Annotated in this window: 28 protein-coding genes and 1 tRNA gene; 16 read left to right on the forward strand and 13 right to left on the reverse strand. The window is 63.5% G+C overall.

Going from position 1 to position 26,346, the window contains the following annotated elements; translation table 11 throughout:
- Nucleotides 1–207 precede the first annotated feature (207 nt).
- Complete coding sequence (locus ANI01nite_RS07420) at nucleotides 208–867, forward strand: GntR family transcriptional regulator (protein WP_141357099.1); 660 nt, start codon at nucleotides 208–210, stop codon at nucleotides 865–867.
- Here ANI01nite_RS07420 and ANI01nite_RS07425 read toward each other — a convergent pair.
- The 3 genes from ANI01nite_RS07425 to ANI01nite_RS07430 form a co-directional block, all read right to left on the reverse strand.
- On the reverse strand, nucleotides 864–1,091 hold the full coding sequence (locus ANI01nite_RS07425; protein WP_141357101.1) for a helix-turn-helix domain-containing protein: 228 nt from the start codon (nucleotides 1,089–1,091) through the stop codon (nucleotides 864–866). The genes ANI01nite_RS07420 and ANI01nite_RS07425 overlap by 4 nt on opposite strands.
- A gap of 21 nt (nucleotides 1,092–1,112) precedes the next feature.
- On the reverse strand, nucleotides 1,113–1,256 hold the full coding sequence (locus ANI01nite_RS16670) for a hypothetical protein (RefSeq protein ID WP_158024710.1): 144 nt from the start codon (nucleotides 1,254–1,256) through the stop codon (nucleotides 1,113–1,115).
- A gap of 596 nt (nucleotides 1,257–1,852) precedes the next feature.
- On the reverse strand, nucleotides 1,853–2,269 hold the full coding sequence (locus tag ANI01nite_RS07430; RefSeq protein WP_170214600.1) for a PucR family transcriptional regulator ligand-binding domain-containing protein: 417 nt from the start codon (nucleotides 2,267–2,269) through the stop codon (nucleotides 1,853–1,855).
- Nucleotides 2,270–2,317: 48 nt separating this feature from the next.
- Between ANI01nite_RS07430 and ANI01nite_RS07435 the strand changes: the two genes are divergently transcribed.
- The 9 genes from ANI01nite_RS07435 (at nucleotide 2,318) to ANI01nite_RS07475 (ending at nucleotide 11,042) form a co-directional block, all read left to right on the forward strand.
- Nucleotides 2,318–2,764, forward strand: a complete 447-nt coding sequence (locus ANI01nite_RS07435; RefSeq protein WP_141357105.1) for a hypothetical protein — start codon at nucleotides 2,318–2,320, stop codon at nucleotides 2,762–2,764.
- 83 nt (nucleotides 2,765–2,847) lie between these two features.
- Complete coding sequence (locus ANI01nite_RS07440) at nucleotides 2,848–3,312, forward strand: nucleoside deaminase (protein WP_141357107.1); 465 nt, start codon at nucleotides 2,848–2,850, stop codon at nucleotides 3,310–3,312.
- Between the two features lie 241 nt (nucleotides 3,313–3,553).
- Nucleotides 3,554–4,348 (forward strand): creatininase, encoded by a 795-nt coding sequence (locus tag ANI01nite_RS07445; protein ID WP_066141492.1) that lies wholly within the window; start codon nucleotides 3,554–3,556, stop codon nucleotides 4,346–4,348.
- A 1-nt stretch (nucleotide 4,349) separates the two neighbouring features.
- Nucleotides 4,350–6,077 (forward strand): BCCT family transporter, encoded by a 1,728-nt coding sequence (locus tag ANI01nite_RS07450; protein WP_141357109.1) that lies wholly within the window; start codon nucleotides 4,350–4,352, stop codon nucleotides 6,075–6,077.
- 295 nt (nucleotides 6,078–6,372) lie between these two features.
- Entirely contained in the window at nucleotides 6,373–7,626 is a 1,254-nt protein-coding gene (locus tag ANI01nite_RS07455; RefSeq protein ID WP_141357111.1) for an aminopeptidase P family protein, read from the forward strand.
- Between the two features lie 194 nt (nucleotides 7,627–7,820).
- A complete protein-coding gene (locus ANI01nite_RS07460; RefSeq protein WP_141357113.1) occupies nucleotides 7,821–9,173 on the forward strand; it encodes an MFS transporter in 1,353 nt (450 codons plus the stop codon).
- Nucleotides 9,174–9,204: 31 nt separating this feature from the next.
- Nucleotides 9,205–9,978 carry an IclR family transcriptional regulator gene (locus ANI01nite_RS07465; protein ID WP_141357115.1) on the forward strand — a complete coding sequence of 258 codons (774 nt, stop codon included), beginning with the start codon at nucleotides 9,205–9,207 and terminating at the stop codon, nucleotides 9,976–9,978.
- Between the two features lie 2 nt (nucleotides 9,979–9,980).
- Nucleotides 9,981–10,397 carry a cupin domain-containing protein gene (locus ANI01nite_RS07470; RefSeq protein ID WP_141357118.1) on the forward strand — a complete coding sequence of 139 codons (417 nt, stop codon included), beginning with the start codon at nucleotides 9,981–9,983 and terminating at the stop codon, nucleotides 10,395–10,397.
- Between the two features lie 57 nt (nucleotides 10,398–10,454).
- On the forward strand, nucleotides 10,455–11,042 hold the full coding sequence (locus tag ANI01nite_RS07475) for an NADPH-dependent FMN reductase (RefSeq protein WP_073707858.1): 588 nt from the start codon (nucleotides 10,455–10,457) through the stop codon (nucleotides 11,040–11,042).
- A gap of 16 nt (nucleotides 11,043–11,058) precedes the next feature.
- Here ANI01nite_RS07475 and ANI01nite_RS07480 read toward each other — a convergent pair whose 3' ends face one another.
- Both ANI01nite_RS07480 and ANI01nite_RS07485 read right to left on the reverse strand, forming a co-directional pair.
- The gene (locus ANI01nite_RS07480; protein ID WP_141357120.1) at nucleotides 11,059–11,631 is read right to left on the reverse strand and encodes a dihydrofolate reductase family protein; all 573 of its coding nucleotides are present in this window, start codon (nucleotides 11,629–11,631) and stop codon (nucleotides 11,059–11,061) included.
- 129 nt (nucleotides 11,632–11,760) lie between these two features.
- Nucleotides 11,761–11,836 (reverse strand) — tRNA-Ala (locus ANI01nite_RS07485).
- A 188-nt stretch (nucleotides 11,837–12,024) separates the two neighbouring features.
- Between ANI01nite_RS07485 and ANI01nite_RS07490 the strand changes: the two genes are divergently transcribed.
- Complete coding sequence (locus ANI01nite_RS07490) at nucleotides 12,025–12,450, forward strand: VOC family protein (RefSeq protein WP_141357122.1); 426 nt, start codon at nucleotides 12,025–12,027, stop codon at nucleotides 12,448–12,450.
- Between the two features lie 9 nt (nucleotides 12,451–12,459).
- Here ANI01nite_RS07490 and ANI01nite_RS07495 read toward each other — a convergent pair whose 3' ends face one another.
- On the reverse strand, nucleotides 12,460–13,686 hold the full coding sequence (locus tag ANI01nite_RS07495; protein WP_141357125.1) for an MFS transporter: 1,227 nt from the start codon (nucleotides 13,684–13,686) through the stop codon (nucleotides 12,460–12,462).
- A 145-nt stretch (nucleotides 13,687–13,831) separates the two neighbouring features.
- On the opposite strand from ANI01nite_RS07495, the gene ANI01nite_RS07500 reads away from it, so the two are divergent.
- Nucleotides 13,832–14,773 carry an endonuclease/exonuclease/phosphatase family protein gene (locus ANI01nite_RS07500; RefSeq protein WP_038993717.1) on the forward strand — a complete coding sequence of 314 codons (942 nt, stop codon included), beginning with the start codon at nucleotides 13,832–13,834 and terminating at the stop codon, nucleotides 14,771–14,773.
- Here the strand turns inward: ANI01nite_RS07500 and ANI01nite_RS07505 are convergent.
- On the reverse strand, nucleotides 14,770–15,444 hold the full coding sequence (locus ANI01nite_RS07505; RefSeq protein ID WP_141357370.1) for an alpha-ketoglutarate-dependent dioxygenase AlkB family protein: 675 nt from the start codon (nucleotides 15,442–15,444) through the stop codon (nucleotides 14,770–14,772). The two genes, ANI01nite_RS07500 and ANI01nite_RS07505, sit on opposite strands and share 4 nt — an antisense overlap.
- A 290-nt stretch (nucleotides 15,445–15,734) precedes the next feature.
- On the opposite strand from ANI01nite_RS07505, the gene cobA reads away from it, so the two are divergent.
- The 4 genes from cobA to ANI01nite_RS07525 all read left to right on the forward strand — a co-directional run bounded on the left by cobA (nucleotide 15,735) and on the right by ANI01nite_RS07525 (nucleotide 19,754).
- Entirely contained in the window at nucleotides 15,735–16,721 is a 987-nt protein-coding gene (cobA, locus tag ANI01nite_RS07510) for a uroporphyrinogen-III C-methyltransferase (protein WP_141357127.1), read from the forward strand.
- Nucleotides 16,721–17,821, forward strand: a complete 1,101-nt coding sequence (locus tag ANI01nite_RS07515; protein WP_141357129.1) for a uroporphyrinogen-III synthase — start codon at nucleotides 16,721–16,723, stop codon at nucleotides 17,819–17,821. The genes cobA and ANI01nite_RS07515 overlap by 1 nt, the downstream gene beginning before the upstream one ends.
- 46 nt (nucleotides 17,822–17,867) lie before the next feature.
- The gene (locus ANI01nite_RS07520) at nucleotides 17,868–18,776 is read left to right on the forward strand and encodes a carbohydrate kinase family protein (protein ID WP_170214601.1); all 909 of its coding nucleotides are present in this window, start codon (nucleotides 17,868–17,870) and stop codon (nucleotides 18,774–18,776) included.
- 204 nt (nucleotides 18,777–18,980) lie between these two features.
- Nucleotides 18,981–19,754, forward strand: coding sequence for an IclR family transcriptional regulator (locus tag ANI01nite_RS07525; RefSeq protein ID WP_073707852.1), 774 nt, complete (start codon nucleotides 18,981–18,983; stop codon nucleotides 19,752–19,754).
- Between the two features lie 7 nt (nucleotides 19,755–19,761).
- Here ANI01nite_RS07525 and ANI01nite_RS07530 read toward each other — a convergent pair whose 3' ends face one another.
- The 6 genes from ANI01nite_RS07530 to ANI01nite_RS07555 form a co-directional block, all read right to left on the reverse strand.
- Nucleotides 19,762–20,772 (reverse strand): sugar phosphate isomerase/epimerase family protein, encoded by a 1,011-nt coding sequence (locus ANI01nite_RS07530; RefSeq protein ID WP_121867308.1) that lies wholly within the window; start codon nucleotides 20,770–20,772, stop codon nucleotides 19,762–19,764.
- 13 nt (nucleotides 20,773–20,785) lie between these two features.
- On the reverse strand, nucleotides 20,786–21,892 hold the full coding sequence (locus tag ANI01nite_RS07535) for a Gfo/Idh/MocA family protein (protein ID WP_141357133.1): 1,107 nt from the start codon (nucleotides 21,890–21,892) through the stop codon (nucleotides 20,786–20,788).
- Nucleotides 21,893–21,910: 18 nt separating this feature from the next.
- The gene (locus tag ANI01nite_RS07540; protein ID WP_073707849.1) at nucleotides 21,911–22,750 is read right to left on the reverse strand and encodes a carbohydrate ABC transporter permease; all 840 of its coding nucleotides are present in this window, start codon (nucleotides 22,748–22,750) and stop codon (nucleotides 21,911–21,913) included.
- The gene (locus ANI01nite_RS07545) at nucleotides 22,743–23,735 is read right to left on the reverse strand and encodes a carbohydrate ABC transporter permease (RefSeq protein WP_121867309.1); all 993 of its coding nucleotides are present in this window, start codon (nucleotides 23,733–23,735) and stop codon (nucleotides 22,743–22,745) included. The genes ANI01nite_RS07540 and ANI01nite_RS07545 overlap by 8 nt, the downstream gene beginning before the upstream one ends.
- 96 nt (nucleotides 23,736–23,831) lie before the next feature.
- A complete protein-coding gene (locus ANI01nite_RS07550) occupies nucleotides 23,832–25,184 on the reverse strand; it encodes an extracellular solute-binding protein (protein ID WP_141357135.1) in 1,353 nt (450 codons plus the stop codon).
- 44 nt (nucleotides 25,185–25,228) lie between these two features.
- Nucleotides 25,229–26,341: a Gfo/Idh/MocA family protein gene (locus tag ANI01nite_RS07555; protein WP_073707873.1), complete on the reverse strand. Its 1,113-nt coding sequence runs from the start codon at nucleotides 26,339–26,341 to the stop codon at nucleotides 25,229–25,231.
- Between the last annotated feature and the right edge of the window lie 5 nt (nucleotides 26,342–26,346).

The raw sequence follows: 26,346 nt of genomic DNA on the forward strand, positions 1-26,346 counted from the left end.
GAGATGCGCGAGGTCTGCGGTCAGGGAATCTGCCGCGAGTGTTGAAGCTTGTGCCATTGCCCATTCCTAAATGTATGAATTGCCGACAACTGATATATCAATCTGCAATTCACTGTATGATGGAACTCACACCCCGGTCAATGGGTAACCGAAAATATTTCAGTACGCAGTAATCATGCCGAACAGAGCAGAGAAATCGGAGTCAGGATGACAATCACCACGCAGCTCCCCCTGGGCGCCGAATCGATGGCTGAGCGCGCCTACCAGGTCTTGCGCGACCGGCTCATCATGATGGACATCGCCCCCGGCGACCCGATCAACGAAGCCCAGCTGGTCGCCGAGCTCGGCATCGGACGCACTCCCCTGCGCGAAGCGCTCAAGCGCCTGGAGGTCGACCACCTGGTGCAGTCCTACCCGCGCCGCGGCACCTTCGCTAGCCGCGTGGATATCACCGAACTGGCTGATATCACCGAAGTCCGGCAGGCCCTCGAGCCTTTGGCCGCGGCCAAAGCCGCCGTGCTCCAGGGAGGCAGCGCACGAGCTGGCATCCAGACTACCTTGGCGGCGGTCCAGCAGCTCTCGGGCGAGAACCTGAGACGCACGCTCATGGAGAACGACCTCGAAGTGCACCGGTTGATTTACCAGGCAGCCGGCAACCACCATCTGGAGCAGACGCTGATCCGCCTGGATAATCTGGCCACTCGCATCTGGTGCATGGCACTGGATCGCCTGCCCAGCATCGATGAGCACATCGACGAGCACGTAGCATTGCTCCAGGCGATTCTCGATGGCAACGCGCAACGCGCGCAGGAGCTGGCGCTGGAGCATATCGTCCATTTCGAGAAGTCGGTTCGGTCCGTTCTCTAGGTCCCTACACGCGGCGTGCGCACGTGTTGCGGCCTGCCCATGGCCAGCCAGCGGGCCAAATACACCCGCAGCAGCCGGCCGCCTTCATGCAGGTCGCCGCAGAGCAGCGCGAAGATCCTCGCCAGGCGCTTATGCAGCGTCTGGCGCTCCAGATAGAGCTGATGGGCTGCATTCGTCGTATTGCATCCGGCATCCAGCCACACCAGCAGCGTGGCCAGCCGCACGTTGCCGCGCTGGTCCTCGTACTACAGCAAGTTCCCCAGCTGCTCTGTAATGAAATGATCCAGATCCTCCCGGTGCCCGAACTTCGCCGCCAGCCTCTCCAGCGCATGGTCCGACGCATCGCGCACCCTGCCCTGGTCCAGGGTGGACTCGGGAAATGATTCCAAGACCAGTGCCTCGGCCAGGGACCACTGCGCGCGCCAGATCCCCTCGGCCGAAGGGCCGGCGCAGCATTCAACCGACAGTCCCGCCAGGCCGCGGTGCAGGCTGGCGATCGCTTCCCGCCGGGCCCCGCGCGGATCACCCGAGGCGAGCGCGAGCAGCGCCTGGAACCGCCCGCTCTCCAGCTAGGTGCGGATTGAGGGCAGCGCCAGGTGCAGCTGGCGCGGATCCTGGCCATGTCGTAGCTTTGGAATACCAGCATCATCACCGGCCCGTCGCTGCCGATCTGCGCCTGCCGCGCCAAGTCAGCCGCGAAGAGCCCGTCGGCGCCGATGGCAATGGCCTGCAGCAGCGACGTATTGGCCGCCTGCACCGCACTCGGCCGGTAATGCTGGGCATAGGCCAGGCCGACGATGCTGCCCAACCGTTTGGCCACCAGCTCCAGCCGCTCAGCGGACACCGACTCGGAGCCGAGGAGCACCAGCCGGGCTGCAGTATCGCTGCCGATGAACAGGTCCGTGGCCACTTCCAACGCTTCGGCCTGCGCCACGCCAGCCTCGGCCGCCAGACTGGATTCGGCAATCATCCGGCCGCCCAATTCCTACAGCACCGCGCACGATCCCAGTGCCTGCTCGATCATTTCCAGCAGCTGCCGCAAGTTGGGTCCAGCCGAGGCCATGTGCCTGGCCAGCAGCTGGGCAATCTCGTCGTCCTGCTGCAGGGCCGAGGCGTACTCGGAGACGATGCGGCGGTTGGTTCCCTCGGCCAGTTCCACAAAGGGCACGGTGGCCTCCAGCCGGTAGAGCGGCAGCCCGAGCTGCTGGGCATGCTCGATGAACCGCTGCGGGATCCTGGTTTCCGGAACCAGCGGCTCGAGCACCAGCGCCGCCACGCCGCGCTCGGACAGCGAATCCAGATAGGCCAGCTGCGCCTCGGGCTTCAGGTGGAAAACGGCTTCCCCGGTCGTGAGCAGCAGCTCGTTGCCGTGCAGCAGGCCGGCAATGCCGAACTTCTGCACAACTCCAATGCCTCCATTTCGGCCCGGGTCGCCACCCGGGGCGGCATCATGGCAGTGCCCTACTTCATTTTCGAGCGCAAGCACAAGGACTTCTCCTACCCGTTCCTCGATCCGAAGTCCTCACGCCTGAAGTCGGTCAACTGGTCGGCGTTCGTCGCCTTCGCCGCCGGCATCGTGATGACCTGGATGTGCATGTACGGCTCGGTTCCCGCGCTGCAGGGTTCGATCGCCAGCGCCGTGGGCGGCATCGATTTCTCATGGCCGGGCGGAACGCTCACCGGCGCCGCGGTCTACTTCGCCCTGGGCTACCCCCGCTTCCGGGCCCGGATCAACGCCGGGGTTCCGCTGGGACTGAAGATGGACCTGTCCGAGGGTGCATTCATCAAGGAGTTCAGCAGCGCCGAGGACCCGCGCAAGGAGCAGCATGTGGCCAGCAGGCCGGCTGCTCTTCCCGAACCAGATGCCGCTCCAGAGAAGGCCCCGGCTGGCAGCTAACCTGCTGGAATAGAATATTCGGCTGGCGCCGACTCCGGAACCCCGGACACGGCGCCAAGCACGTACAAAGAAAGGACGACCCGATGACCCAGGAAACGATGGACGAGACAGGCTACGAGGCGGCACTGCAGGCTGCGCGCGCCGGCGCTGCCGAAGGCGGCGTGCCGATCGGCTCCAGCCTGGCCGGAGCGGAAGGAGTCATCGCGGCCGGGCACAACCGGCGGGTGCAGCAGGGCGACCCGACCGCGCATGCCGAGATCGACGCTCTGCGCGCGGCCGGGCGGCGCAGCAGCTACCGCGACCTGACGCTGTACACCACGCTGGCTCCCTGCGCCCTATGCTCCGGGGCCATTGTCCTGTTCAAGATCCCGCGGGTGATCGTCGGCGAGGACCGCACCTTCAGCGGGGAGATCGCCTGGCTGCGCGAGCGCGGCGTGCTGGTCGAGGTCCTTCAGGACCAGCGCGCCGAAGCGCTGATGGAGCGCTTCATCGCCGAGCACCCCGAAATCTGGAACGAAGATATTGCCGAGGAACCAGCTGGCAGTTGACTGCTTCATCACGCCCCGCAACACCGGGCAATGTCTGGCCGCCCGCGGCGGAGCTATCTACTGCGGGGTCGCGGGTCGCGGAAGTAGCTCAGCAGGTATCGGAAATTAAAGCTCTTGACTGTGACATGCACCACTGGAATGATTTAGCGCAACAGTGTTGCACTCATCGCAACTAAAATTTTCCAGGATCTCGCAAGGCGATCACCCTTTCCCAACTCCTGACATTGCCTAGGAGGCAACGATGCCCTCTGTGTTCATCGAAGAACTCGACGCCGAATCTTACGCCACAATGGTGGCCCGCGAAGGCTCGACCATCATCATCCCGACCGGTGCCACCGAGCAGCACGGCCCGCACATGCCACTAGGCGTGGACGCCATGCTGTCCAGGGCCATCGCCGGCATCGTGGCCGAGAAGATCGGAGCCTTGGTAGCACCGGTCTTCTCCTACGGATACAAGTCGCAGCCGCGTTCCGGCGGCGGCAACCACCGGGTCGGCACCACGAGCCTGGGCGCCGCGGCCCTGACTGGCATGGTCGACGACGTGGTCACGTCCTTAATCGCCCAGGGCTTCACGAACGTAGTCGTGCTCAACGGCCATTTCGAGAACTACCAGTTCATCTACGAGGGCCTTGACAACGCCGTCGCCCGCGCCCGCGCCACGGGGTCCGAATCCCGTGCCGTACTGCTGTCCTATTGGGACTTCGTCGACGAGGCAACGTTGGAAAAGGTATTCCCTGACGGCTTCCTGGGATGGGATATCGAGCACGGAGGGGTGCTTGAGACCTCGCTGATGCTCCTGTTGCATCCGCAGAAAGTGGACATGACCCGCGTGGTGGACCACCCGCCGGCCAAATTGACCCCGTACGACATCTTCCCCGAGGATCCCGCGCGCACCCCGCCTACCGGCTGCCTCTCCAGCGCCGCCGGCGCCAGCGCCGAAAAGGGCCAACTGCTGCTGGATGCGGTCACGGCTGCCGTAGCCGATTCGCTCCAGGGCGAGCTGCTCTTGGGATCCATCCAGGTGGAGGTCGAGTAGCATGTCCCTCAACGAAACCGAACGGAAGAACGCCCGGAAGGGCGAGGGCTCAAGCCAGGCGCCCGTCGAAGTGCCCCGTTTCATGGGACGCGTGATCCCGCCCTTGGATCGCCTGCTCATCCGGATTATCCCGCCCGCATTGATCGTCGCGGTGCTGCTCTGGGTACTGCTTTCCCCCGAGCAGGCATCGGCGGCCATCTCCGAGATGCGCACCTTTGTCACCGGGAAATTCACTTGGCTGTTCATCCTGTACTCGGTCTTCACCGTGGTGATGTGCCTCTGGCTGTCGATGAGCAAGGTCGGCAGAATCCGCCTGGGCGGGCCCAAGGCCAAGCCCGAGCACAGCAAGTTCGCCTGGTACTCCATGCTCTTCGCATGCGGCCAGGGCATCGGCCTGATCTTCTGGTCCGTCGCAGAACCGATCATGCTGCGCGACGAGAACCCTGTCATCCCGTCCACCACGCCTGCCGGCGCAGCCGAAGGCGGGATCGTGTGGACCTACTTCCACTGGGGACTGACCGCCTGGGCCATGTACTGCGTGGTGGCGGTCTGCCTGGCCTACTCGCACCACAACCTGGGCAAGACACTGACCTTCCGCGAAGCCACCGTGGACATCCTGCCCCGCTGGTCGCGACGCGGCGCGGGCGTCATCATCGAGCTGCTGGCCATCATCGCCACCGTGCTAGGCCTGGCGACCTCGTTCGGATTCGCCACCTTGCAATTCACTTCCGGGCTCTCCTCGTTCACCGGCCTGTCTTCCAGTCCTGCCCTGTGGCTGGTCGTCATCGCGATCTTCGCGGGCATCACTTGCATCTCCGCTATCGTGGGCATCAGCAAGGGCATGGCGCGCATTTCCAGCCTGAACTCCATTCTGAGCATTGTGCTGGTCGGTGCGGTGCTGGTCTTCGGCCCTACGCTGTATATCGTCTCGATGCTCTCGCAGACCTTTGGCAGCTTCATGGCCAATTTCGTGAATATGAGCCTCTGGACCGATGCCAGCATCACCTCCAGCCCCCTGGCCAGCTGGCAGGACAGCTGGAATGGCTGGTGGACGGTATTCATCTGGTGCTGGGTCATCGCCTTTTCGCCGTTCGTGGCAGGGTTCATCGCGCGGATTTCGCGCGGCCGCACCATCCGCGAATTCGTCATCGGCGTGACCATCATCCCCACGCTCATCGTGATGATCTGGGTCGGAGTCATCGGGGCGAGCGCGATCTACTATGACGATGCGAGCAACCGGAACATCAGCGATGCCGTGTCCGCGGACACCTCGGCCGGCCTGTTCGCGATGCTCGAGCACCTTCCGCTGGTCGGCACGATCCTGCTGGTGGTCTCCACCATCCTGGTCGCGACCTACTATGTCACCTCGCTGGATTCCGGGATCTATGCGCTCAGCGAGTTCGTCTCGGCGCCAAACAAGTCCGGACCGGTCTTCCGCGTGGTGCTGGTGCTGAGCATCGCCACCGTCGCCACGGTGCTGCTCACCCTGGGCGGCACGGCGGTGGTCGATACGGTCCAGACGGGCACCATCATCGGAGCCTTCCCGTTCTCCTTCGTGATCATCTTGATGATCATCAACCTGATTCGGCGATTGATCAAGCGCGACAAGGCAATCAAGCAGCTGGAGAAGGACATCAACAATCCCGACCCGAACCTTGTTTTCGTCGCTGACCCCGACGGCGATGGTGCGATCCTCAAGGAGGTCCCAGGACAGGAACGGCACACCTAGGCAGTGGATCCGGCATCGGAACGAAGGCCGCGGAACTCGTCATATTGAGTTCCGCGGCCTTCGCATTTTCCGGTCACTTCCGGGATTCATACAGATCATTCCAGATTTACCGCTCTGCAGAAAAAGTTTTCACAATCGCCCTTGACAGTGACGCGGGGCACACATAATCTAAATGCAACGGCGTTGCAGTGAGCGCAACACGTACTTCTTCTCCGGCGATTCCCATGAATCCTCGCAATCCATCTGATTGGGCCGGCCTCCCTTGACAGTTGATTTCCCACAAGGAGCCAAAACCATGACTACCGCCAATATCGCCACCAATGTTTCCGAACTGGCCCGACTGAAGACCCTGCACAACGGCGCCAAGGAGCAGCTGACCTTCTCGGATGCCGAGTTCGAGCGCCGCCTGGCCGGCCTGCGCCAGATCATGGCCGCGAAGTCGCTGGACGCGGTCATCCTGACCAGCTACCACGGCATCAAGTACTACTCGGACTTCCTGTACACCACCTTCGGCCGCAACTACGCGCTGGTGGTCACCGCCAGCAACTCCACCACCGTCACCGCGAACATCGATGCCGGCATGCCATGGCGCACCAGCTACGGCGACAACATCGTGTACACCGACTGGAAGCGCGACAACTTCTTCTACGGCCTGCAGGAAGCACTTAAGCGCGACGGCGTGAAGGCAACCCGGATCGGCGTGGAAGACGACTTCCTGCCGGGCCGCACCCGCCAGCAGATCGCCGACACCTTCGACGGCGCAACCCTGGTGGATGTCTCGCAGGACGCCATGAGCCAGCGCATGATCAAGTCCGCCGAGGAAATCGAGGTCATCAAGCACGGTGCACGCATCGGCGACCTGGGCGGCGAAGCCATCAAGGCAGCGATCCGCGAAGGCATCAGCGAATACGAGGTCGCACTGATCGGCACCGAGGCCATGGTGCACGAGATCGCCAAGACCTTCCCGCACCGCGAAGTGCGCGACACCTGGGTCTGGTTCCAGTCCGGCATCAACACCGACGGCGCCCACAACTGGGCCACCACCCGCAAGCTTCAGCGCGGCGACATCCTGTCGCTGAACTGCTTCCCGATGACTTCCGGCTACTACACCGCACTGGAGCGCACCCTGTTCCTGGGCGAGCCGGATGCCCGCAGCCTGGAACTGTGGAACATCAACGTCGAGGTGCACAAGCGCGGCCTGGAGCTGATCAAGCCAGGTGCCGTCTGCAAGGACATCGCCGCCGAGCTGAACGAGATCTACATCGCCCACGGCCTGCTGCCGAACCGCACCTTCGGCTACGGCCACTCCTTCGGCGTGCTCTCGCACTACTACGGACGCGAAGCAGGCCTGGAGCTGCGCGAGGACATTGAGACTGTCCTGGAGCCAGGCATGGTCGTCTCGATGGAACCGATGATCACCGTCATGGACGGCGAGCCAGGTGCCGGCGGCTACCGCGAGCACGACATCCTGGTGATCAACGATGACAACACCGTTGAGAACATCACCAAGTTCGGCTTCGGTCCGGAGAACAACATCATCGACGCCTAAAGGCGAGCGATAACCGTGGGGCGGGGCCCGAACCCCGCCCCACGGTTGCCTTAACCAACTGATGCGCGGCATGCACGGGGGCTGCGCCAAGAACCGAGGACCACCTACCTGGTCCATAGGAACACTTCATCATTCCAGCGGCAAAGAAGCCAGGACTGGCCCAAGCCGCTACCCTCCAGAGGCGGTTTCACACCATGAACGATTCCAGCAACTCCCCACTGCAAACCACTGACGCAACCGCGGCCGCGCCGGCCACCGGCACAGCTACGTCCCGTACCGTTGATTCGAAGACCCGCCGCAAGGTGATCACTGCCAGCTTCATTGGCAACTTCGTGGAGTGGTTCGATTACGCGGCCTACGGCTATCTGGCCGTTACCATCGCCGCGGTGTTCTTCCCCAGCGACGATCCGCAGGCGGGTCTGCTGATGACCTTCGGGGTCTTCGCCCTCTCCTTCCTGGTCCGCCCCATTGGAGGCTTCATTTGGGGGCATCTGGGCGACAAGATCGGCCGGCGCGAGGCCCTGTCTTGGTCGATTCTGCTGATGACCGGCGCCACCTTCTGTATCGCGCTGCTGCCTGGCTACGCGTCCATCGGTTTCGGAGCGCCGCTGCTGCTCTTGGCCTTGCGGCTGGTCCAAGGCTTCTCCGCCGCCGGCGAGTATGCCGGAGCCTCGGCCTTCCTGGTCGAGTACGCCCCAGCCAACCGGCGCGGCCTGTACGCAGCAGTCGTTCCGGCAAGCACTGCCACCGGCCTGCTTTTCGGTTCGTTGATGGCCGCCGGGCTGACCGGGTTGCTCTCAACTGAGGATCTGGAGACCTGGGGCTGGCGCATTCCGTTCCTGCTGGCGGCTCCCTTGGGGCTAATCGGCCGCTACATCCGCACCAAGCTGGAAGACTCTCCAGCCTTCGTTGAAGCATCCGAGTCCGGTGCACCTGAAAGCTCCCCGGTCGGGTCATTGCTGAAGAACCACTGGCGCAAGCTGCTCCAGGCCGCAGGGGCGGTCCTGCTGAACGCCGTCGGCTTCTACGTCATCTTGTCCTACATGCCGACCTACCTGTCCGAGGAACTCGGACTGGACGCCACTCGTTCCTACCTGGCCACCACCGTTGCACTGCTGACCTATGTTGGTTTCATCTTCCTCACCGGCATGCTTTCGGATCGCTTCGGCCGCAGGCGGGTATTGATCAGCGCATCAGTCCTGTTCGTCCTCTTCACCGTGCCAGCCTTCATGGCTCTGGAATCGGGAAACTTCCTAGTGATCGTCCTGGTCCAGATTCTGCTCGGCGCAATGCTCACGCTCAACGACGGCACGCTACCAAGCTACCTCGCCGAAATGTTCCCGACCAAGGTCCGCTACTCGGGCTTCGCCGTTTCGTTCAATCTCTCGAATGCGCTCTTTGGCGGAACCGCGCCATTCGTCGCAACCTTGCTGATTGCCACCAGCGGCAATGTCCTGGCTCCAGGTTGGTACTTGATGGCTGCAGCCGTTGTTTCGCTCGTGGCGGTAGCCTGCTCAGTTGAAACCAGCCGCAAACCGTTGGCATGAGCCGTAGGATAGTAGCAACTCAGGAGGGAAAATGACTGAAACCCGTAGCGAGACACGAGGTGCCTCAGTAATCGTCAACGTGCTCGATGTGCTTCGATGCTTCACCGTTGAGCATCCGGTCGTCGGCGTCACCGAAATCGCTGAGCAGGTCGGCCTCCACAAATCCAGCGTCTCGCGCATCCTGGCCACCCTCGAGCAGGAACGCGTCGTGGACCGGGACGAGGAAACCCGCAAGTACCGTTTGGGAGTCGGACTGATTGCCATCGCCGGCCCATTGCTGGCCAACCTGGACGTGCGGCAGGTGGCCTACCCCCTGCTGGAAGACCTGCGCGAAACGACCGGCGAGACCGCGGTGCTGAACATCTGGGACGGCAGCGAGTCGATTTCCGTGGAACAGCTGTCATCCACCCATCCGGTGAAGCACACCTCGGTCATGGGATCCCGGTACCGTTCGGGGCTGAGCGCCACCGTTCAGGTATTCCTCGCCAACGAGGAACCAACGCGCCGCGCGGAGCTGATCTCCAGCGGCGAGATCGATCTAGCCGGCATCCCCCCCGTTGAATACGAGGCACGCCTGGATCTGGTGCGCGAACGCGGCTATGCGGTCAACTACGGAGAGACCTCCGCAGAAGAAGTCGGGGTGGCCGCCGGAATTCTCGATCACCGCGGAGAGCTTGTCGCCTGCGCCATGACCGCCGCCCCGTACTACCGCATCGGCGCCGACGAACTGGAGCAGCTGTGCTCCAGCACCCGGATCGCGGCACGGCGCATCAGCACGAGGCTCGGATACCACACGGAAGGATAGCCATGGACCCGTTCGAAGCACGTGATGCCTACGTCTTCGACTACCGGATGCACGAAGGCTCGGCCATGAAAGTCAGCCACCATTTCGCCGGGCACACCGGGATGCCGGTGGCCATCCAGACCTGGGTGATTGAACCAGGCGGCTTCGAGGGCTTCCACCGCCACGAGGGACAGGCGGCGTTGCAGGAGTTCTACCAGGTGCTCGAGGGCCAGGCGACGATGCGGGTGGGCGAGCGCGAATACGAGTTGGGCCCAGGCGACAGCATCTTGGCCGATGCAGGGGTGGACCACGACCTGCGCAATACCGGCACGGATGCCCTGCGAGTCCTAGTCGTTTGGGGGCCTCCGGGCGATGCCGACTTCTCGGCCTTCGGTTCGCACCAGCTAGCGCAACGGGCCCGGGCCGGCGGCGTGGCTTAGCTGGGAGTATGCCCAAGGCTCTTTTGCCGTGTGCATGCCCGGTGCTGAAGTGGTTCCATGAGTTACAACATCGGCTATTTCGTTGGTTCGCTCGCCTCGAACTCCATCAACCGCGTCGTGTCCAAGGCGTTGATTGCCTTGGCACCCGAAAACCTCAGCTTCACGGAAATCCAGATCGGCAACCTGCCCTTGTACAGTGCTGACTACGATGCCGACTACCCGGAAGCAGGGACCGCTCTGAAAAAGGCCATTGAAGCCTCGGACGGGCTGCTGTTCATCAGCCCGGAGTTCAACCGGTCGATTCCCGGTGCGCTGAAGAATGCCATCGACTGGGGTTCCCGGCCCTGGGGCACCAATTCCTTCGCCCGCAAACCCACCGGCCTGCTCGGCGCCTCGCCCGGAGCCATCGGCACAGCGGTCATGCAGTCCAGCATGCGCAGCGTGCTCAGTTTCCTGGATGCCCCGCAGTTGAATTCCCCCGAGGTCTATCTGCAATACCGCCCCGAGGATTTCGGCGAGGACGGGAGCATCAGCAACCCTGACACGGAAAAGTTCCTTGCGCACTACATAGGCGAGTATGCGGCGTTCGTAGAGCGCGTGCTCGACTCAACCGCAGCGGGCCACATCGGCGACGAAGGTATGTAGTCGCCGCTAACGGCCGCTAGGCCCGCGAATACTCGGCAAGGGAAACACCAGAGGCAAAGGACTGCATGCTTTCCAGCTTCCAGCTCTCCGGGGCATAACCGGAGTCCCCGAAGAGCCTGACTCCCGAACCGAACATCACCGGCTGGATTTTCAACGCCAGCCGGTCGATGTCTGTGCGCAGCCTGGCCGCCAGTTGCCCGCCGCCGCACAGCCAGATGCGCTCCCCTGGCTGGGCCTTGAGATCGCGGATGACCTCCCTCGGATCCGCGTTGGTGAACTGCACCGCTTCGCTCCCCTCGGGTGACGAGTGCTCTCTCGTGAAGACTATCTGCTTCAGATGCGCATAGGGGTTGGGCAGTGCCGGCAAGCCGACGGCGTAGGTATTCCAACCCATCAGCACCGTGTCGAAGGGGCACCCGTCGATGGGCAGTCCGGCTGCCTCCGCCAGTTGGGTCGGCGCCGTGCCGCGATAGCGCTCCCAGATGGGCGCTGCGTGCTCGCCCTCCACTGCGAAAGCATCGAATTCGCCGTTCGGACCGGCAATATATCCGTCCAGGCTCATTGCAACGAAGTAGGTCAGTTCCCGCATTCTTCTCCCTTGGCTCATGGCCGGAGGCCAGGTGAATTCTGGGCTAACCCTACAGCACTGGCGAGCGCGAGCTGGGGAGAATGCAAAAAACCGGAAAGCATCTTTTGGATGCTTCCCGGTTTTTTCATTTGGTGGAGGTAAGGGGATTCGAACCCCTGACCTTCTGCATGCCATGCAGACGCGCTACCAACTGCGCCATACCCCCAAATGAGGCGGTTTCAGCAGTTTGAACAACTCCTGAACCGAGATAAAACTCTACCGGAGCATTATCGAAAACACCAAATCGGGAACTCGAGACGCTGATCACATTCGGCTATTCACACGATGGCCTCGCAATGGAAGAATGTGGGCGGGACCTATCGGCCCGCCCGTTCCTTCGAAAGGCGCAATTCCATGAGCATCGGACTGACCCCATACCTGCGTTTCGCCGGAGACGCCAAAGAAGCGATGGAGTTCTACCACCAGGTACTAGGTGGCGAGCTTTCCATGATGACCTTCCAGGAAGGCATGAATGACAGCAATCCGGCCGTTGCCGACCTGATCATGCACTCTTCGCTATTCGTCGAGCGCGGCCTGCACCTCATGGCCTCGGACACGCCGCCAGAAATGGACGTCCGTGGCAATGGCGTGATGGCGCTGAGCAGCGACGGAGTCGCGGAGGCCGACGCAGAGACCCTGACCAAGTGGTGGGAAGGGTTGGCCGAAGGAGGCCAGATCAATATGCCATTGGAGCAGGCTCCGTGGGGCGACTCCTTCGGCGAGCTGCGCGACAAGTTCGGCGTGATCTGGATGTTCAACATCACCGCGGTAGCGAGCTAGCCCAAGCAGCTAGTGGGTGCGTGCCTGCTCGCGGGCTTCCAAGGCTTCGCGGCCCACGAGCAGGCCCACCTTCTTGGCGCGGATCTGGGTGATCCACGCAATCAGCAAGCCCAATGCAGCGAGGCCGGCGCCGACCACCGACGGGGCGCGGAAGCCATAGCCGGCAGCGATCACCGCGGCACCCAGCGCGGCGCCCAGCGCGTTGGCGACGTTCAGCGCCGAGTGGTTCAGCGAGGCGGCCAGCGACTGCGCATGCGGGGCCGAATCCATCAGCAGGGTCTGCAAGGCAGGGATCAGCAGGGAACCCACCGCGCCCATCACGAAGACCATGATCATCGTCGGCACCACCCAGCTGGTCACGGCAGCGAAAATCAGCATGGTCGCGATCATGAAGACCGATGACAGCTTGATCGCGCCGAAGATCGACCAGTCGGCCAGCCTGCCACCGGCCAGCGAGCCGACAACCATGCCCACGCCATAGAGCGCCAAGGCCAGCGGTACCAGCTCGATCGGCAGGCCGGCCTCTTCGGTCAGCGTCGGCGAAATGTACGAGTACACCGCGAAGAAGCCACCGAACCCGACGATTCCGGTGAGCATCGCCAACCAGACCTGGGCGCTGCGCAAGGCGGTCAGCTCGCGGCGGATACTTGCCCCGGCATCGGTCTTGCGCCATGGCACGAACACGCTGATCAGCACTGCGGTCAACACGCCAATCACGGTGACGACCAGGAACATCGAACGCCAGCCGTATTCCTGGCCCAGGCGGGTCACCAGCGGGACACCGGCAACATTGGCCACCGAGAGCCCGAGCATCACCCAGGCGATGGCGCGTCCGCGCATTGTGGCAGGAACCAGGCTGCCGGCGAGCACACCAGCCAACCCGAAGTAGGCCCCGTGCGGCAGGCCCGCGAGGAAACGGGTCGCCAGCATGGTGTTGTAGTCAGGAGCGAAGAACGAGGAGAGATTGGCGAGCGTGAAGAAGAGCATCAGCAGCTGCACCGCACGCTTGCGCGGAATCTTGGCGGCCAGCGCGGTGAGCACCGGGGCGCCCACCACCACGCCAATTGCGTAGGCGCTGATCATCAGGCCCATCTGCGCATAGCTCACCTCAAGATCGGCAGCGCCTTCTTGGAGCAGGCCCATCATGGCGAACTCCGTAACGCCGATGCCGACGCCGCCCATGGCCAAGGCGAGGATTGCCAGCAGCAGTTTTCCGCCAGATAAGTAGGCAGTCATTCAAGTTCTCAATTCGTGGCAGGGTCTTGGGACGCGGCTCCCTCGGCGCTCTTACCCATCGTAGTGACTGCATCGGGCGAGACCGGCAATCCCCAAGCCGAAAATTACGATTCCCACAGTATTTTGTGCCACTCTATTAAGTCCTATGGCTCATTCATCGCATCAACGCCTGTCTGCCTCGCGAATTATCGCGAGGTTCTTCTTTGCCCTGCTCTGCCTCGCGCTGGCCGGGCTGATGGTGTTCCACCAGCAGATCCCCGATGTCATGGGCCTTGGATTGATCGTCGACAATCTGGCCCCGTGGATGGGACTGGGTATTCCAGTGCTCCTGCTGATGGCCTTGGTTGTGCGCGGGCGCATCAGCTTCATCGCGCTGCTCGTGCCCATGGTCGTCTGGGCGGTCCTCTTCGGACCGGCGTTCCTGCCCTCGGATCAGCGCGTCCCGGAAGCTTCGCTGCAGGTCGGCACGCAAAACGTCCACGAGTCCGCCGGTGTGCAAGCCGCCCGCGAGCTGGCCGCGCACGGAGCGCAGGTCATCACCCTGCAGGAAATCGGCGAGGGCCAAGAACCTGAGATCACCGCCGAGCTGGCCGAAACCCACCCCTACCGCTACATGGTCAGCACCGTCGGGGTGTGGAGCGCCTATCCGCTGAAAAACCCGGAACCCCTGGACCTGGGCCTGGGCTGGGACCGCGCGTTGCGGGTTGACGTGGCCAGCGGCAGCGGGGATGTGCGGTTATATGCGGTGCATGCGGCGTCGGCCAGGCCCACAGGGCACCACGAGCGGGACATGATGCTCAGTTCGCTGGCCGGCTACTTGGCCGAAGACGATTCTTCGAAGATCGTAGCGGCCGGCGATTTCAACGCCACCAGTTCCGACCGCCACTTCGCACCGGTCGCCAACCAGCTGGAGGAAGCCCACTACAGCGACTGGGGACTGGCCCTGACCTGGCCGCGGACGCTGTTCCCGATGCTCGGCATAGACCATGTGATGCTGCGCGGAGTCGAATCAGCCAGCTTGGAGCGGCTGGAGATCGCCGATTCCGACCACTACGCGCTAGCGGCCACCATCGATCTGGGAAACTAGACCGCTTCCAGCCCGGTCTGGCGCAGCGTGATGTTGATCCGCCCGCCGCCAAGGCCGAGGCCTGCCGGCGCGGTCCCGGCGTGGATCTTCGTCACCCCGTGATAGGCGAAGCGTGACGGTCCGTCGAAGACAAACAGGTCTCCCGAGGCCAGCCGGATCTCTTGCCACGGCCGGTTGCGGTTCTCGGTATTGCCCAGGCGGAACGTGGCCGAATCGCCAATGGACAATGAAACCACCGGTGCGTTGATCCGCTCTTCGGCGTCCTGGTGCATGCCCATCACCGCGTGCGCATCGTAGTAGTTCACGATGGCGGCATCAGGCTGGTATTTCTGCGCGCGCTGCGGATCCCCGGTAGCCTCGGCTACCGCCTGCTTGCCCAGGCGGACCAGCCACTCTTCCATGGGCGCCACGGTTTGGCCACCCAGGTCGCCAGCGGTCCTTGAATAGCTGCCCGGGCTCCAATGCCAGCCCAGGCACAGGCTTTGCACGCTCATCGGATGCCCGTTGATGCGTGTACGGTGCGGCGGAACCGGCCCGCTGCCCCACTCGAAGAAACGCCGCACGATCCACTGCTGCGCAGCCGCGTCCAGCCATCCCGGCAAGTGCCAGGCGCCTGGGCGCACCGCTCCCCCGGTGCGGGGCAATGCACTGTCATCGAAAAGCGACTCCATGCTTCCAGCGTGCCCGTTGCGGGCAGGGCTCGGCAAGTCTCCTGCGTATTCGCTCACTGAACTTTGCAGGATAAGCCGGCACGGTGCCTTGCAACAATATTGACGATAGTGACTTTGTGTTTCGTCTTGCCCCCGCAAAGATTTCGAAAAGGTTAACCTTTATTCGATTTATTGCGCTTGAAACAATTGCGATACCTCTGGGAAAACCTGGGCACCTAAGCTGAGTGCATCCACTAGTTCAAGGAGAACCCCATGTCACCCCGAGAAACTCAAGCAGAATCAAGGACACCATGATTGGCATCGACCTCGAACTGCACGAATGCACGATACTGCTCGCCGGAAGTAGATCCGGGAGCAAGAATACTGCGAAACGCTTCGAAGCAGAGGGCGCCACGGTGCTCGCCGCCGAGGAGCCCTTCGAGGCAATACAGCTGCTGGAACAGGCAAGCCTGCTGGTGATCTGCGATGCCGACCCGATGCGCTTCACCTCCCTGGTGCAAGCAGCGTGCATCCCAGTGATCCGCCTGCGCCCCACACCCAAATCCGGATCCATCACGCTGCTCGGCGGCGGGCCCGGCGCACTGGATCTGCTCACCCTGCGCGGAGTCCGGGCGCTCGCCGAAGCCGAGATCGTCTTCGCCGACCGGCTCGGCCCCGCAGCGCACCTGCCGGAGCTCGCGCCCCAAGCTGACATCGTCGACGTCGGCAAGCGCCCCGGGCACCACAAGCTCACCCAGCGGGACATCGAAGCCCAGATGATCGACGCCGCCCGCGGCGGAGCACGAGTAGTGAGGCTCAAGGGCGGAGATCCCTTCGTCTTCGGCCGCGGCTTCGAGGAAGTCGCCGCCGCGACCGCAGCCGGCATCCCGGTCAGCGTCATCCCCGGGCTGAGCTCCTGCATCACCGTTCCGGCAGCGGCCGGCATCCCGGTGACCGCCCGCGGCGTGAACACCATGTTCACGGTCGTCTCGGCCCACGACCCGCTCAGCGATGCGCAGCTGGAGCACCTGTCCAAGCTGGGCGGCAGCATCGTGATCCTCATGGGCATGGGCACCGTCGAGCAGACCGCCGCTGGCTTGCGCCGGGTCGGCATGGACCCGCGCATGCCCTGCGCCATCATCGAATCCGGCACCACCGACATCCAGCGCACCAGCTGCACCCGGCTGGCCGAACTGGCCGACACCGCCCGCGGCCATGCAAACCCTGCGGTCATCGTCATCGGCGAGGTCGCCGGGCTGCCGGCCAGCCTGCTGGCACAGCAATTGGAGGTGGCCTGATGGGCACCCCCAGGCCCCTGGCCGGCTTCCGGCTGGCAGTGACCAGCGACCGGCGTTCGGCCGAACTCATCGAGGCCTTCGAGCGCCGCGGCGCAGAAGTCACCCATACCCCGCTGCTGCAGCTGGCACCGCTGGACGATGAGCAGCAGCTGATCGCGCAAACCCGCAAGCTGATCGAGCTGCGTCCGCAGGCAGTGGTCATCACCACCGCCTACGGCTTGCGCCGCTGGGTCGAAACCTCCGAAGCCGCCGGCGTCGGCGACGAGTTGCTGGCCGTGCTCGGCCAGGCGCAGCTCTACGTCCGCGGTGCCAAGGCCCACGGCGCCGTCAAGGCACTGGGCCTGGAACCGTCGGCCGTCGCCGCGGACGGGCGCAGCGCCTCCATGCTCCAGCTGCTTGAAGGCAAGCTCGAGGGGGCCACCGTCGCCTTGCAGCTGCATGCCGATTCCGATCACGGCCTGCCGCAAAGCCTGCGCGAGCTCGGCGCTCGCCGGGTGCTGGCGGTGGAGCCCTACCGCTGGCAGGACACCAGCAGCGACAGCGGGATCTCCGCCCTGGTCGAAGGGCTGTGCACTGCCCGCTTCGACGCGGTGACCTTCACCAGCGCGCCGAGCGTGCACGCGCTGTTCGCTGCCGCCAAGGCCCGCAACCGCCTGCCCGCGCTGCTGCGCTCCCTGGCCGATCGCGTCGTAGTGGCCACCGTTGGACCGGTGACCGCAGCCCCGCTGATCGATGCTGGCATCAGCCCGCTCGTGCCCGAGCGCTATCGCATGGGTGCCATGATCGGGCAGCTCGTGGAGCACCTGGATTCGCTGGGCACCTTGCAGGCGCAGACAATCCACGGCCAGGTGCAGCTGCGCGGTCGCACCCTGACGGTCCAGGACGAGGACTGCGAGCTGACTCCCGGGCAAGCCGAGCTGGTGCGGGCGCTGATCGAGGCTGGCGGCAGCGTGCTCTCCCGCGAGGAGCTGGGGGCGGCCCTGCCCGAAGCCAGTTCCAAGCATGCCCTGGACATGACCCTGAGCCGCCTGCGCAAGGCGCTGCCGCAGCCGGAAATCATCGCCACGGTCATCAAACGCGGGTACCGGCTGAATGTTTGATCGCCCGAATGGGCTTTTTCCGGTCGGGTTACGTAGGATCGGAGTCATGGTTACTATTCAGGTTGCCGGTGAAGCTCTGGTCGACATTGTCGATGGCGTGGCGCATCCCGGCGGTTCTCCGATGAATGTTGCTGTTGGACTGGGCCGGCTGGGCCACGACGTCCTGCTCCAAACGGACATCGGCGATGACGAGCATGGCCGGCTGATCGCCGAGCATGTGGCGGCCTCTGGCGTTCAGCTCGCAGCCGGATCGCACACCGATGCGCAGACATCCAGCGCCACCGTGGTGCTCGACGAGTCCGGAGACGCCAACTACGAGTTCCAGCTCAACTGCACCTTGCAGAGCATGGCATCAACCCAGGCCGCATTGTTCCACTCAGGCTCCGTGGCAGCGTTCCAGGGCCCCAGCGCCGCCCGGATCCATGAGGCGTTCGAGGCGTCGCCTGCGGGCCAGATCCTGAGCTTCGATCCGAATCTGCGAGCGGAACTGGTTGAGGACCGGGCGGAATCGGTCAAGCAGATCGAGAAGCTGGCCGGACTGGCCGATATCGTCAAGCTCAGCGACGAGGACGCCCTCTGGCTCTACCCGGGCTGGGATGCCGACCGCATCCTGGCACACTTCCTGGATCGCGGGGCATCCCTGGCGGTCATCACCTTCGGTGCCCGCGGCGCGGAGGCCCGGACCAAGCACACCGAAGTCATGGTCCCCTCGATCTCGGTGCGCACCGAAGATACGGTTGGCGCGGGCGATGCGTTCATGGCCGGGCTGCTGCACGCCATCTTGGACAGCTCGCTGGCCCAGTCGCTGCGCGATGGCACGGAATTGGACAGCGTGGAGCTGGAGAAGGTCATGCAGATCGCTTCGGTGTGCGCGGGAATCACCGTTTCGCGTGCCGGCGCCAACCCGCCAACGCTAGACGAGCTCAACCAGTTCCTCAGCACCACGACGCGCTAGCACCTTCCGGTTCTGGCAAATCACCGCTGGGATCTGCACCTGGAAAAGGCGCTGATCCCAGCGGCTTTTTATTTCATTCGTTGTGGATGAAGGTGTTTCGCTGGCGCATTCTCCCAGAGCGACTTGAATGCAGGGCGAAAACTGCAGATCAGGTTGCTAGAGTTCCCTAGCAGAGCATTGTGCCCAATTCACCGAGGAGGCCCCATGGGGAGCAAGGTTCCAGCCGCCGACAATACCTTGCGGATCCTCAGGCTGCTGGCCAGCCGGAAGACCCCTACCCCGGCGGCGATGATCGCCACACTGCTGGAGCTTCCCCGCTCCAGCGTCTACCAGCTGCTGAACGTAATGCTGGAACACGGATTCATCAGCCACTATCCAGAGGACAAGTCCTACGGTTTGGGGGTCTCCGCGTTCGAGCTGTCCAGCGCCTACACCCGCCAGGAGCCGCTGGCCCGGCTGGGTGCTCCGCTGATTGCCCAGCTGGTCGACAAGGTCGGCGAAAGCGCGCACCTGGCAGTGCTGCACGGTTCGGATGTGCTCTACATCGTCGAGGAACGCGCCAAGGGCCGCCCATCGCTGGTCACCGATGTGGGTGTCCGCCTGCCGTCGCATCTGACCGCCTCAGGCAGGGCCATTCTCGCAGCGCTGCCCAAATCGCAGGTGCGTGCGCTCTACCCCAGCGCCGCCACCTTCTCTGAGCGCGTGGCCGAATCATCAATCTCCAGCTACTCGCAATTGCGCCGCGAACTGGAGCAGAGCACGCAGCGCGGCTACGCAGTGGAGCGCGGGGATGTCACCCCGGATTTCCACTCGCTGGCGGTGGCAATCCGGGACTCCAATGATTGGCCGGTGGCTGCTGTGGCCGTCACCTTCCTGGCTGACCGGGTCCCCGAAGAGCAGCGGGAGGCCCTGCTCGTGCAGATCCGCGCCACCGCGGCGGCGATCACCTCGCGGGTGCAGGGCAAGCGTCCTGCCTAGTCCTGTGCTACTGGTTTGAGAATGCCGCGTCGAAGGACGATTCGGGGCGCTGGTACAGCAGGTTGCGGATGTAGACCACGGCCTGGCCCGCTCCATGCAAGCGGTCCATGCCCGCATCTTCCCACTCGATGGAGATTGGGCCGGTGTACCCATGGAAATCCAGGGCGCGGAACGCATCGTCCCAGTTGATGTCTCCATGGCCGGTGGAGACGAAATCCCAACGCCGGCGGGGATCGCCCCACGGCAGATGGGAGCCCAGGATGCCGTTGCGCCCGTTGGGCCGATGCATCCGGGTGTCCTTGCAATCCACATGGTAGATGCGATCGGCGAAGTCGGTGATGAATGCGACCGGATCGATGCCCTGCCAGAACATGTGGCTCGGGTCCCAGTTCAGCCCGAACGCCTCGCGTCGGCCGATGGCTTCCAACGTGCGCACGGTGGTCCAGTGGTCGTAGGCGATCTCGGACGGGTGCACCTCCAGCGCGAATTTCACGCCCTGCTCATCGAATTCGTCCATGATCGGATGCCAGCGCTTGGCGAAGTCCTCGTAGCCTGCGTCGATGACTTCGCCCGGAACCGGCGGGAACATCGCGACGTACTGCCAGATTTTCGAGCCGGTGAAGCCAACCACCACGTCGGCACCGAGTTTGCGTGCGACGCGTGCCGAGCGCTTCATGTCCTCGGCTGCCCGTTGGCGCACGCCTTCCCCCTCGCCGTCGCCCCAGACATAGTCGCGCAGGATTCCCTGGTGGCGGAAGTCTATGGGGTCATCGCAGACGGCCTGGCCGGCCAGGTGATTGGAGATCGCCCAGGCTTTCAGCCCGTACCTGTCCAGGATCTCCAGCCGTGATTGGAGGTAGGCCGGGTCCTCGTCGGCCCGCTTGAGATCCAGGTGGTCGCCGCTGGCCGCGATTTCCAAACCGTCATAGCCCCATTCGGCGGCGAGCCGGGCAACATCCTCGAAGGGCATATCGGCCCACTGCCCGGTGAAGAGCGTAACTGGATGCGCAGTGTTCATGGTTGGTTCTCCTCTAGTCATTGGTGGCGATCCATTCGCCGGTTGCCGCTGATTCGAGCACGGCTTCAGTCAGCCGGCAGGCTCGGGCGCCATCGGCAAAGGTCGGCAGCCCTTCGGGCGCTTCGCCGCGGATCGCTGCATAGGTGTCGGCCACGAACGCGGCGAAAGCGTCGAGGTAGCCCATCGGATGCCCGGCTGGCACCACCGACAAGCGTGCCGCATCGGGGCTCAGGCCGTCCGCCTGGCGCGAGAGCGTCGAGGACATGCCGGTGCCGCCGATCCACAGTTCGTCCGGCTTCTCCTGCTGGAATTCCACCGCCGACCGGTCTCCGGACAGCTCGATGGCCAGGGCGTTCTTCCGGCCGGCGTTGACCTGCGAAACCAGCAGCGTGCCGATGGCACCCGATGCCATCTGCACGACCAGGGCGGCGGCATCTTCGGTAGCGACTTCCACAGTGCCTCGCCGCTGGTGGGCCACCGAGGTGGCAGCGTTCAGCCGGACGATCCGCTCCCCGGCAATGAATTCCAGCAAATCCACCAGATGCGAACCGATATCCGCAAAGGCCCGGGAAGGACCGCCGGAGGCTGGGTCGACCCGCCAGCTCTTGTGGCTGGCAGCATGCATCCAATCCTGCAGGTACTGGCCCCGCACGGTCAGCAGCCTTCCCAGCTTGCCTTCGCGCACATGGGCGCGGGCCTGGCGCACCATCGGGTGGTAGCGGTAGACGAACGGCACCGACGCCACGGCGTCGGAACGGGAAGCCAGCAAGGCCAGCTGGCCGGCGTCCCGGGCGCTGGTGGCCAGCGGCTTCTCGCAGACCACCGACAGTCCAGCTGCCAGTGCGGCGGCTGCCTGTCCGGCGTGCAGGGCATTGGGCGAGGTGACATGGACGGCGTCGCACTGCTCGAGCAGCTCTTCCACGCTGCCGAACCCGGGAACGCCCAGGACCGCCGCTGCCCGTGCGGTGGACTGCTCGCCGTTGGACCGCACCCCGATGAGCTGGGCTCCTGCCCTGCGGATCGCGTCGGCGTGGGTCCGGGCCATGAACCCGCCGCCGATGACGCCGACTTTCAGTTCCTGCATGGCCGGTGCGGCCTGTTGGCTGATCAATTGAGGCATGTATTTCCTTGTCTGTTCTTACTTGACCGCGCCGGAAGACAGGCCCGCGACCAGGTGCCGTTGCGCAAAGAGGAATCCGGCAAGCACCGGGATCGAAACAACCACCGAAGCGGCCATCATCTGGTTCCAGTACACATCGGTCTGCGATGCGTAGGCTTGCAAACCGATGGACAGCGTCCTGGTGTCCTTGTTGGTGAGCACGCTTGCAAAGAGCACTTCGCTCCAGGAAGTGATGAAGCAGTACACCGACACCGCGATGATGCCGGGGCGCGCCACGGGGAGAACCACCTTGACCAGTGCACCGAGCCGGCCCAGTCCGTCAACCATGGCGGCTTCTTCCAATTCCTTGGGCATGGAAGCAAAGAACCCGGTGAGCATCCAGATGGAGAATGGCAGGGAGAACGTCATATAGGTGACGATCAGCCCCAGGTAGCTTCCGTTGAGCTGCAATCCCACGGCACGCTCAAGTTGGGTGAAGATCAGGAACAGCGGCAGAAGGAATAGGATTCCGGGGAACATCTGGGTGGAGAGCACGATCAGCCGGAAGGACCGCGCGCCACGGAAGTCGAAGCGCGAGAGCGCATAGGCGGCCAGGATAGCGATGGACACCGAGAGGATGGTCGCACTGATGGTGACGATCATCGAGTTGGCGAAGTACTTGCCCAGCGGGACCGTGGTCCAGATATCCAGGTACGGGGCCAGGGTGAATTCCGACGGGATCCATTCGAAAGCGCCGCGGACATCCTTGAGCGGCTTGATGGAGGTCGTGATCACCACGTAGAGCGGCAAGACGATAATCAGGGTGATGAAGGCCAATCCGAATACTCGCAGGATGCGGAAGCCGCGGGTCTCAATCATCGATGCTCTTTTCCTTCGGCATGACAAGTCGGATGTAGAACGCTGAGACGATCAGCAGCGCGATCAGCAGAACGACGCTCAAGGCGCCGCCCACCCCGAAGTTCCAGTTGTTGAAGGACTGCTGGTAGATCAACGGGGAAATCAGGGTTGCTTCTTCCGGCGACACCGGACCGAAAAGCAGGTAAGGGATATCGAACTGGTTGAAGACCCACAGTCCGAGCATCAGCAACAGCACCACGTTGGCGTGCTTGATCATCGGCAAGGTGATGCTGGTGAACTGCTTCCACAGGCTGGCCCCATCCAGGGATGCCGCCTCATAGACTTCGTTCGGGATGGATTGCACGGCGGCAAGCAGCATCAGGAAGGCGAAAGGCCAGAATTGCCAGACGGCGACAACCACCATCACGAAAAAGGAATTCCCGCCCAGCAGCCAGAACGGACCTTCGTCCAGGATCCCGAGGTCTTCGACGAGGAAGCGGTTGACCATGCCATCACGCTGGTTGAACATGAACGCCCAAGCGATAGTGGTGACATAGCTTGGCAGTGCGTAAGGCACGAGGAAGAGGGTGCGGAAGAATCCGTTGCCGCGGAATTTGGAGGCCAGCAGCACCGCTGCGAAAATGCCCAGGCTCCAGGCGATCGCCACGACCAGGACGGTGAAGAGGAAGGTCCGGCCCAGCGCATCGAAGAATTGCGAACCGATGGGACCGTTGGGGTCCAGCGCGGTGATGAAGTTCTGCAAGCCCACAAATGGGGCCTTGACCCAGTTGGCGATGGAGAACTGGGTTAGCGAGAGGAAAGCAATCCATACGCCGAGCAGCATCGGAACGATATGGATCAGCAGTTCCAGGAATGCCGCAGGAGCTGAGAGCGCATAGGGGAAGAACCGGTCGCGCTTGATTGAACTGCGCTTGATTGCCTTTGACGCGTCGCGGGGCTTGAGCGGTTCGCTGGTTTCAGGCGGTGCCTGGGTGATCGTCGGCATTTGGCCTCCTTTCATGTAAACGAATGCGAGTGTTGCAGCTGGCCGCGAGGGGCACGAAAAAGTCCGATCCCGCAGCCAGCGCAACGTGTCGGCCCGCTAGCTGGCTGGCATCTGCTGCTGCGCGTCTTCCAACGCCTTGCGGACATCCGCCTCGGTGATTTCCTCGCCCTGGGCGATGCGGGCGAACTGCTTGGCGATGGCCTCGCCGACAAGCGATTCCATCTGGCCTTCGGTGGGGAACAGCGGCATCGGGGCCGCGTTATTGGCCAGGATTTCCTTCTTGGCCTGCTGCTCATCAGTGCCGAAGGCCGGGTCGTCAAAGGCTTCCGTGACCGATGGCAGGGAGGTGTACTTGGCATTCAGCGTCTTCTGCTCATCGACGCTGAGCAAGTGGTTCACGAATTCGAGGGCGGCGTCCTTGTTATCCGAGTTCTCAAAGACGCTGACATTAATGCCTGCAACCAGCGACTGGGTGGCTTCCTGCCCGGTTGCCCCGGAATCCTTCAGCGGGATGGGCGCCATGGCATAGTCCTCGAAGCCAGCGGCCTTGAACGACTTCCCGGGGGCCTGGTCGAAGAACATGGCGGCGTTGCCGTCCATGATTTCCCCTGGGAGCACCGAACCGTCATTGATCTCGGCGTTGGACTTGGAGACCACGCCGGTCTCGCCCATCAGCTGGATCCAGTCGTTGACGCCACTGACGATGCCATCATTGGTGAAGTCCGGCTTGCCGTCTTTCGTATACAGCTCGCCCCCGTTCTGCATGCCCAGGATGAATGCAGCGTGGGCATTGTTGGCGGTACGTTGTCCGGCCAAGGCGAAGCCGTACTGGTCGATCTTGCCGTCGTCGTCGGTATCCTTGGTCAGCTTCTTGGCGGTGGCCAGGAATTCATCCCAGGTCTTCGGCGCCTGCTTAATGCCGGCCTCCTCGAACATCTTGGTGTTGTAGTACAAGCCGTAGGCCATGGAGTACAACGGCAACGAGGTGGGGGCCTGCCCCTCGGCGCCACCGGTAGCCAGGGCCGCGGGCACGAACTTTTCTGCGCCTCCCACGGCTTCAAGCGCCTCGCCTTCAAAGGGGACGAAGGCACCGCTGGCCTGCAAGGTGGTAGCCCAGGTGTTCCCGATGTTCAGCACATCAGGGCCTTCGCCGCTGGAGACGGCGGTGAGGATGCGGTTGTACAGGTCTGCCCAGGGGACGACCTCCAGCTCGACCTCGATGCCGGTTTCCTCGGTGAACCGCTTGATGGATTCACCCAGGATCTCTTCATCCTGGGTGACGGAGCTTCCCTGGTTCGAAGCCCAGTAGGTGATGGTTCCGCCGGCTTCCGCCGACCCGGAGCCGGAAGCCGCGCCGGAGCAGCCGGCCAGGCCGCTGAGCGAGAGCGCAGCGATGGAGGTGATCGCGACGATGCGCCCTAGATTATTCGTGAAATGGGGTGAAGGCATGGTGGTTCCTTTTCAGATGCGGGTGGTGTTGCGAAGGGCAGGATTCAGGCAAGGATGCTGGGGGCCGAAGGGTCCCAGGCCGGGTCCAGCAACTCGATGGGCTCGACGGTCGAGGCCACCTCGACGAATGCTCCCGACTCGATGGCTTCTGCGACACTGACCATGATGTCCAGGACATGGAACGCCAATTCGCCTGGCACGCGTTCCTTGCGGCCCTCGCGGATGGCTTGGGCCAGTTCGGCAACGCCCGTGCCGCGCCCGTATCGGGATCCTTGGGCTACGACAACACTCGGTTCCTGGTCCGCCAAATGGAGGATGGTGTCCCCGGTGAATTCGTTGGGATCCGGAAGCTGCGCGGTGCCTTCTGTTCCCGAGATCTCCACGAATCCTGCACGCTTCAGCTTTGAGTCGAAGCTGAAGATGCACTGAGCACTGGCCCCGGATTCAAAGGAGAGCAACGCTGAGACGTGGGTTGGAACTTGGACCGGGAAACTGGTTCCAGCCTTCGGACCGGCACCGATGACGCGTTGCGCCCTGGCCTGGGAACCCAAGGCGGCGACCTTGGCGACCGGGCCGAAAACCCGCACCAGGGTGGTCAGGTAGTAGGGGCCGAGATCGAAGAGCGGTCCAGCGCCGTGGGCGAAGAGGAATTCGGGGCTGTGGTGCCAGGATTCTGGTCCCGGGCCTTGGAAGATAGCCAGTCCCGTGAGCGGGGTGCCGATGGCGCCGCTTTCGATCTGCCGCAGGCCGCTCTGGACGCCCGCACCCAAGATGGTGTCTGGAGCCACGGCAACCCGGACGCCTGCCGCCTTGGCTGCTGAAGCCAGCTGCCGCCCGGATTCGCGGTCCAGCGCGTAGGGCTTCTCGCCCCATACGTGCTTGCCGGCGGCTACCGCCTGCAACGCCACCTCGACATGGACCGCCGGGATGGTCAGGTTCACGACGATCTGGATGTCGTCGCGGGCCAGCAATTCCGCATAGGTTCCCGAGGCTTCAACAGACCATTTGCGCGCTTGGCTTGCTGCGCGTTGGGTATCGAGGTCGGCGATGAATCGTACCGCGAGATCCGGGAATGCGGTGAGATTCTCCAGATACTGGTCGCTGATCGTGCCGGCGCCGACAATGCCCACGCCCATAGGCTGGTTCTGGGATTCCATCTGCA

The sequence above is a fragment of the Glutamicibacter nicotianae genome, from assembly GCF_006539525.1.
Taxonomy (GTDB): Bacteria; Actinomycetota; Actinomycetes; order Actinomycetales; family Micrococcaceae; genus Glutamicibacter; species Glutamicibacter nicotianae.

Coding starts and splice junctions, on each gene's coding strand:
- ANI01nite_RS07420 (WP_141357099.1), top strand. CDS start 208: ATGACAATCACCACGCAGCTCCCCCTGGGCGCCGAATCGATGGCTGAG.
- ANI01nite_RS07435 (WP_141357105.1), top strand. CDS start 2,318: ATGGCAGTGCCCTACTTCATTTTCGAGCGCAAGCACAAGGACTTCTCC.
- ANI01nite_RS07440 (WP_141357107.1), top strand. CDS start 2,848: ATGACCCAGGAAACGATGGACGAGACAGGCTACGAGGCGGCACTGCAG.
- ANI01nite_RS07445 (WP_066141492.1), top strand. CDS start 3,554: ATGCCCTCTGTGTTCATCGAAGAACTCGACGCCGAATCTTACGCCACA.
- ANI01nite_RS07450 (WP_141357109.1), top strand. CDS start 4,350: ATGTCCCTCAACGAAACCGAACGGAAGAACGCCCGGAAGGGCGAGGGC.
- ANI01nite_RS07455 (WP_141357111.1), top strand. CDS start 6,373: ATGACTACCGCCAATATCGCCACCAATGTTTCCGAACTGGCCCGACTG.
- ANI01nite_RS07460 (WP_141357113.1), top strand. CDS start 7,821: ATGAACGATTCCAGCAACTCCCCACTGCAAACCACTGACGCAACCGCG.
- ANI01nite_RS07465 (WP_141357115.1), top strand. CDS start 9,205: ATGACTGAAACCCGTAGCGAGACACGAGGTGCCTCAGTAATCGTCAAC.
- ANI01nite_RS07470 (WP_141357118.1), top strand. CDS start 9,981: ATGGACCCGTTCGAAGCACGTGATGCCTACGTCTTCGACTACCGGATG.
- ANI01nite_RS07475 (WP_073707858.1), top strand. CDS start 10,455: ATGAGTTACAACATCGGCTATTTCGTTGGTTCGCTCGCCTCGAACTCC.
- ANI01nite_RS07480 (WP_141357120.1), bottom strand. CDS start 11,631: ATGCGGGAACTGACCTACTTCGTTGCAATGAGCCTGGACGGATATATT.
- ANI01nite_RS07490 (WP_141357122.1), top strand. CDS start 12,025: ATGAGCATCGGACTGACCCCATACCTGCGTTTCGCCGGAGACGCCAAA.
- ANI01nite_RS07495 (WP_141357125.1), bottom strand. CDS start 13,686: ATGACTGCCTACTTATCTGGCGGAAAACTGCTGCTGGCAATCCTCGCC.
- ANI01nite_RS07500 (WP_038993717.1), top strand. CDS start 13,832: ATGGCTCATTCATCGCATCAACGCCTGTCTGCCTCGCGAATTATCGCG.
- ANI01nite_RS07505 (WP_141357370.1), bottom strand. CDS start 15,444: ATGGAGTCGCTTTTCGATGACAGTGCATTGCCCCGCACCGGGGGAGCG.
- cobA (WP_141357127.1), top strand. CDS start 15,735: ATGATTGGCATCGACCTCGAACTGCACGAATGCACGATACTGCTCGCC.
- ANI01nite_RS07515 (WP_141357129.1), top strand. CDS start 16,721: ATGGGCACCCCCAGGCCCCTGGCCGGCTTCCGGCTGGCAGTGACCAGC.
- ANI01nite_RS07520 (WP_170214601.1), top strand. CDS start 17,868: ATGGTTACTATTCAGGTTGCCGGTGAAGCTCTGGTCGACATTGTCGAT.
- ANI01nite_RS07525 (WP_073707852.1), top strand. CDS start 18,981: ATGGGGAGCAAGGTTCCAGCCGCCGACAATACCTTGCGGATCCTCAGG.
- ANI01nite_RS07530 (WP_121867308.1), bottom strand. CDS start 20,772: ATGAACACTGCGCATCCAGTTACGCTCTTCACCGGGCAGTGGGCCGAT.
- ANI01nite_RS07535 (WP_141357133.1), bottom strand. CDS start 21,892: ATGCCTCAATTGATCAGCCAACAGGCCGCACCGGCCATGCAGGAACTG.
- ANI01nite_RS07540 (WP_073707849.1), bottom strand. CDS start 22,750: ATGATTGAGACCCGCGGCTTCCGCATCCTGCGAGTATTCGGATTGGCC.
- ANI01nite_RS07545 (WP_121867309.1), bottom strand. CDS start 23,735: ATGCCGACGATCACCCAGGCACCGCCTGAAACCAGCGAACCGCTCAAG.
- ANI01nite_RS07550 (WP_141357135.1), bottom strand. CDS start 25,184: ATGCCTTCACCCCATTTCACGAATAATCTAGGGCGCATCGTCGCGATC.
- ANI01nite_RS07555 (WP_073707873.1), bottom strand. CDS start 26,341: ATGGAATCCCAGAACCAGCCTATGGGCGTGGGCATTGTCGGCGCCGGC.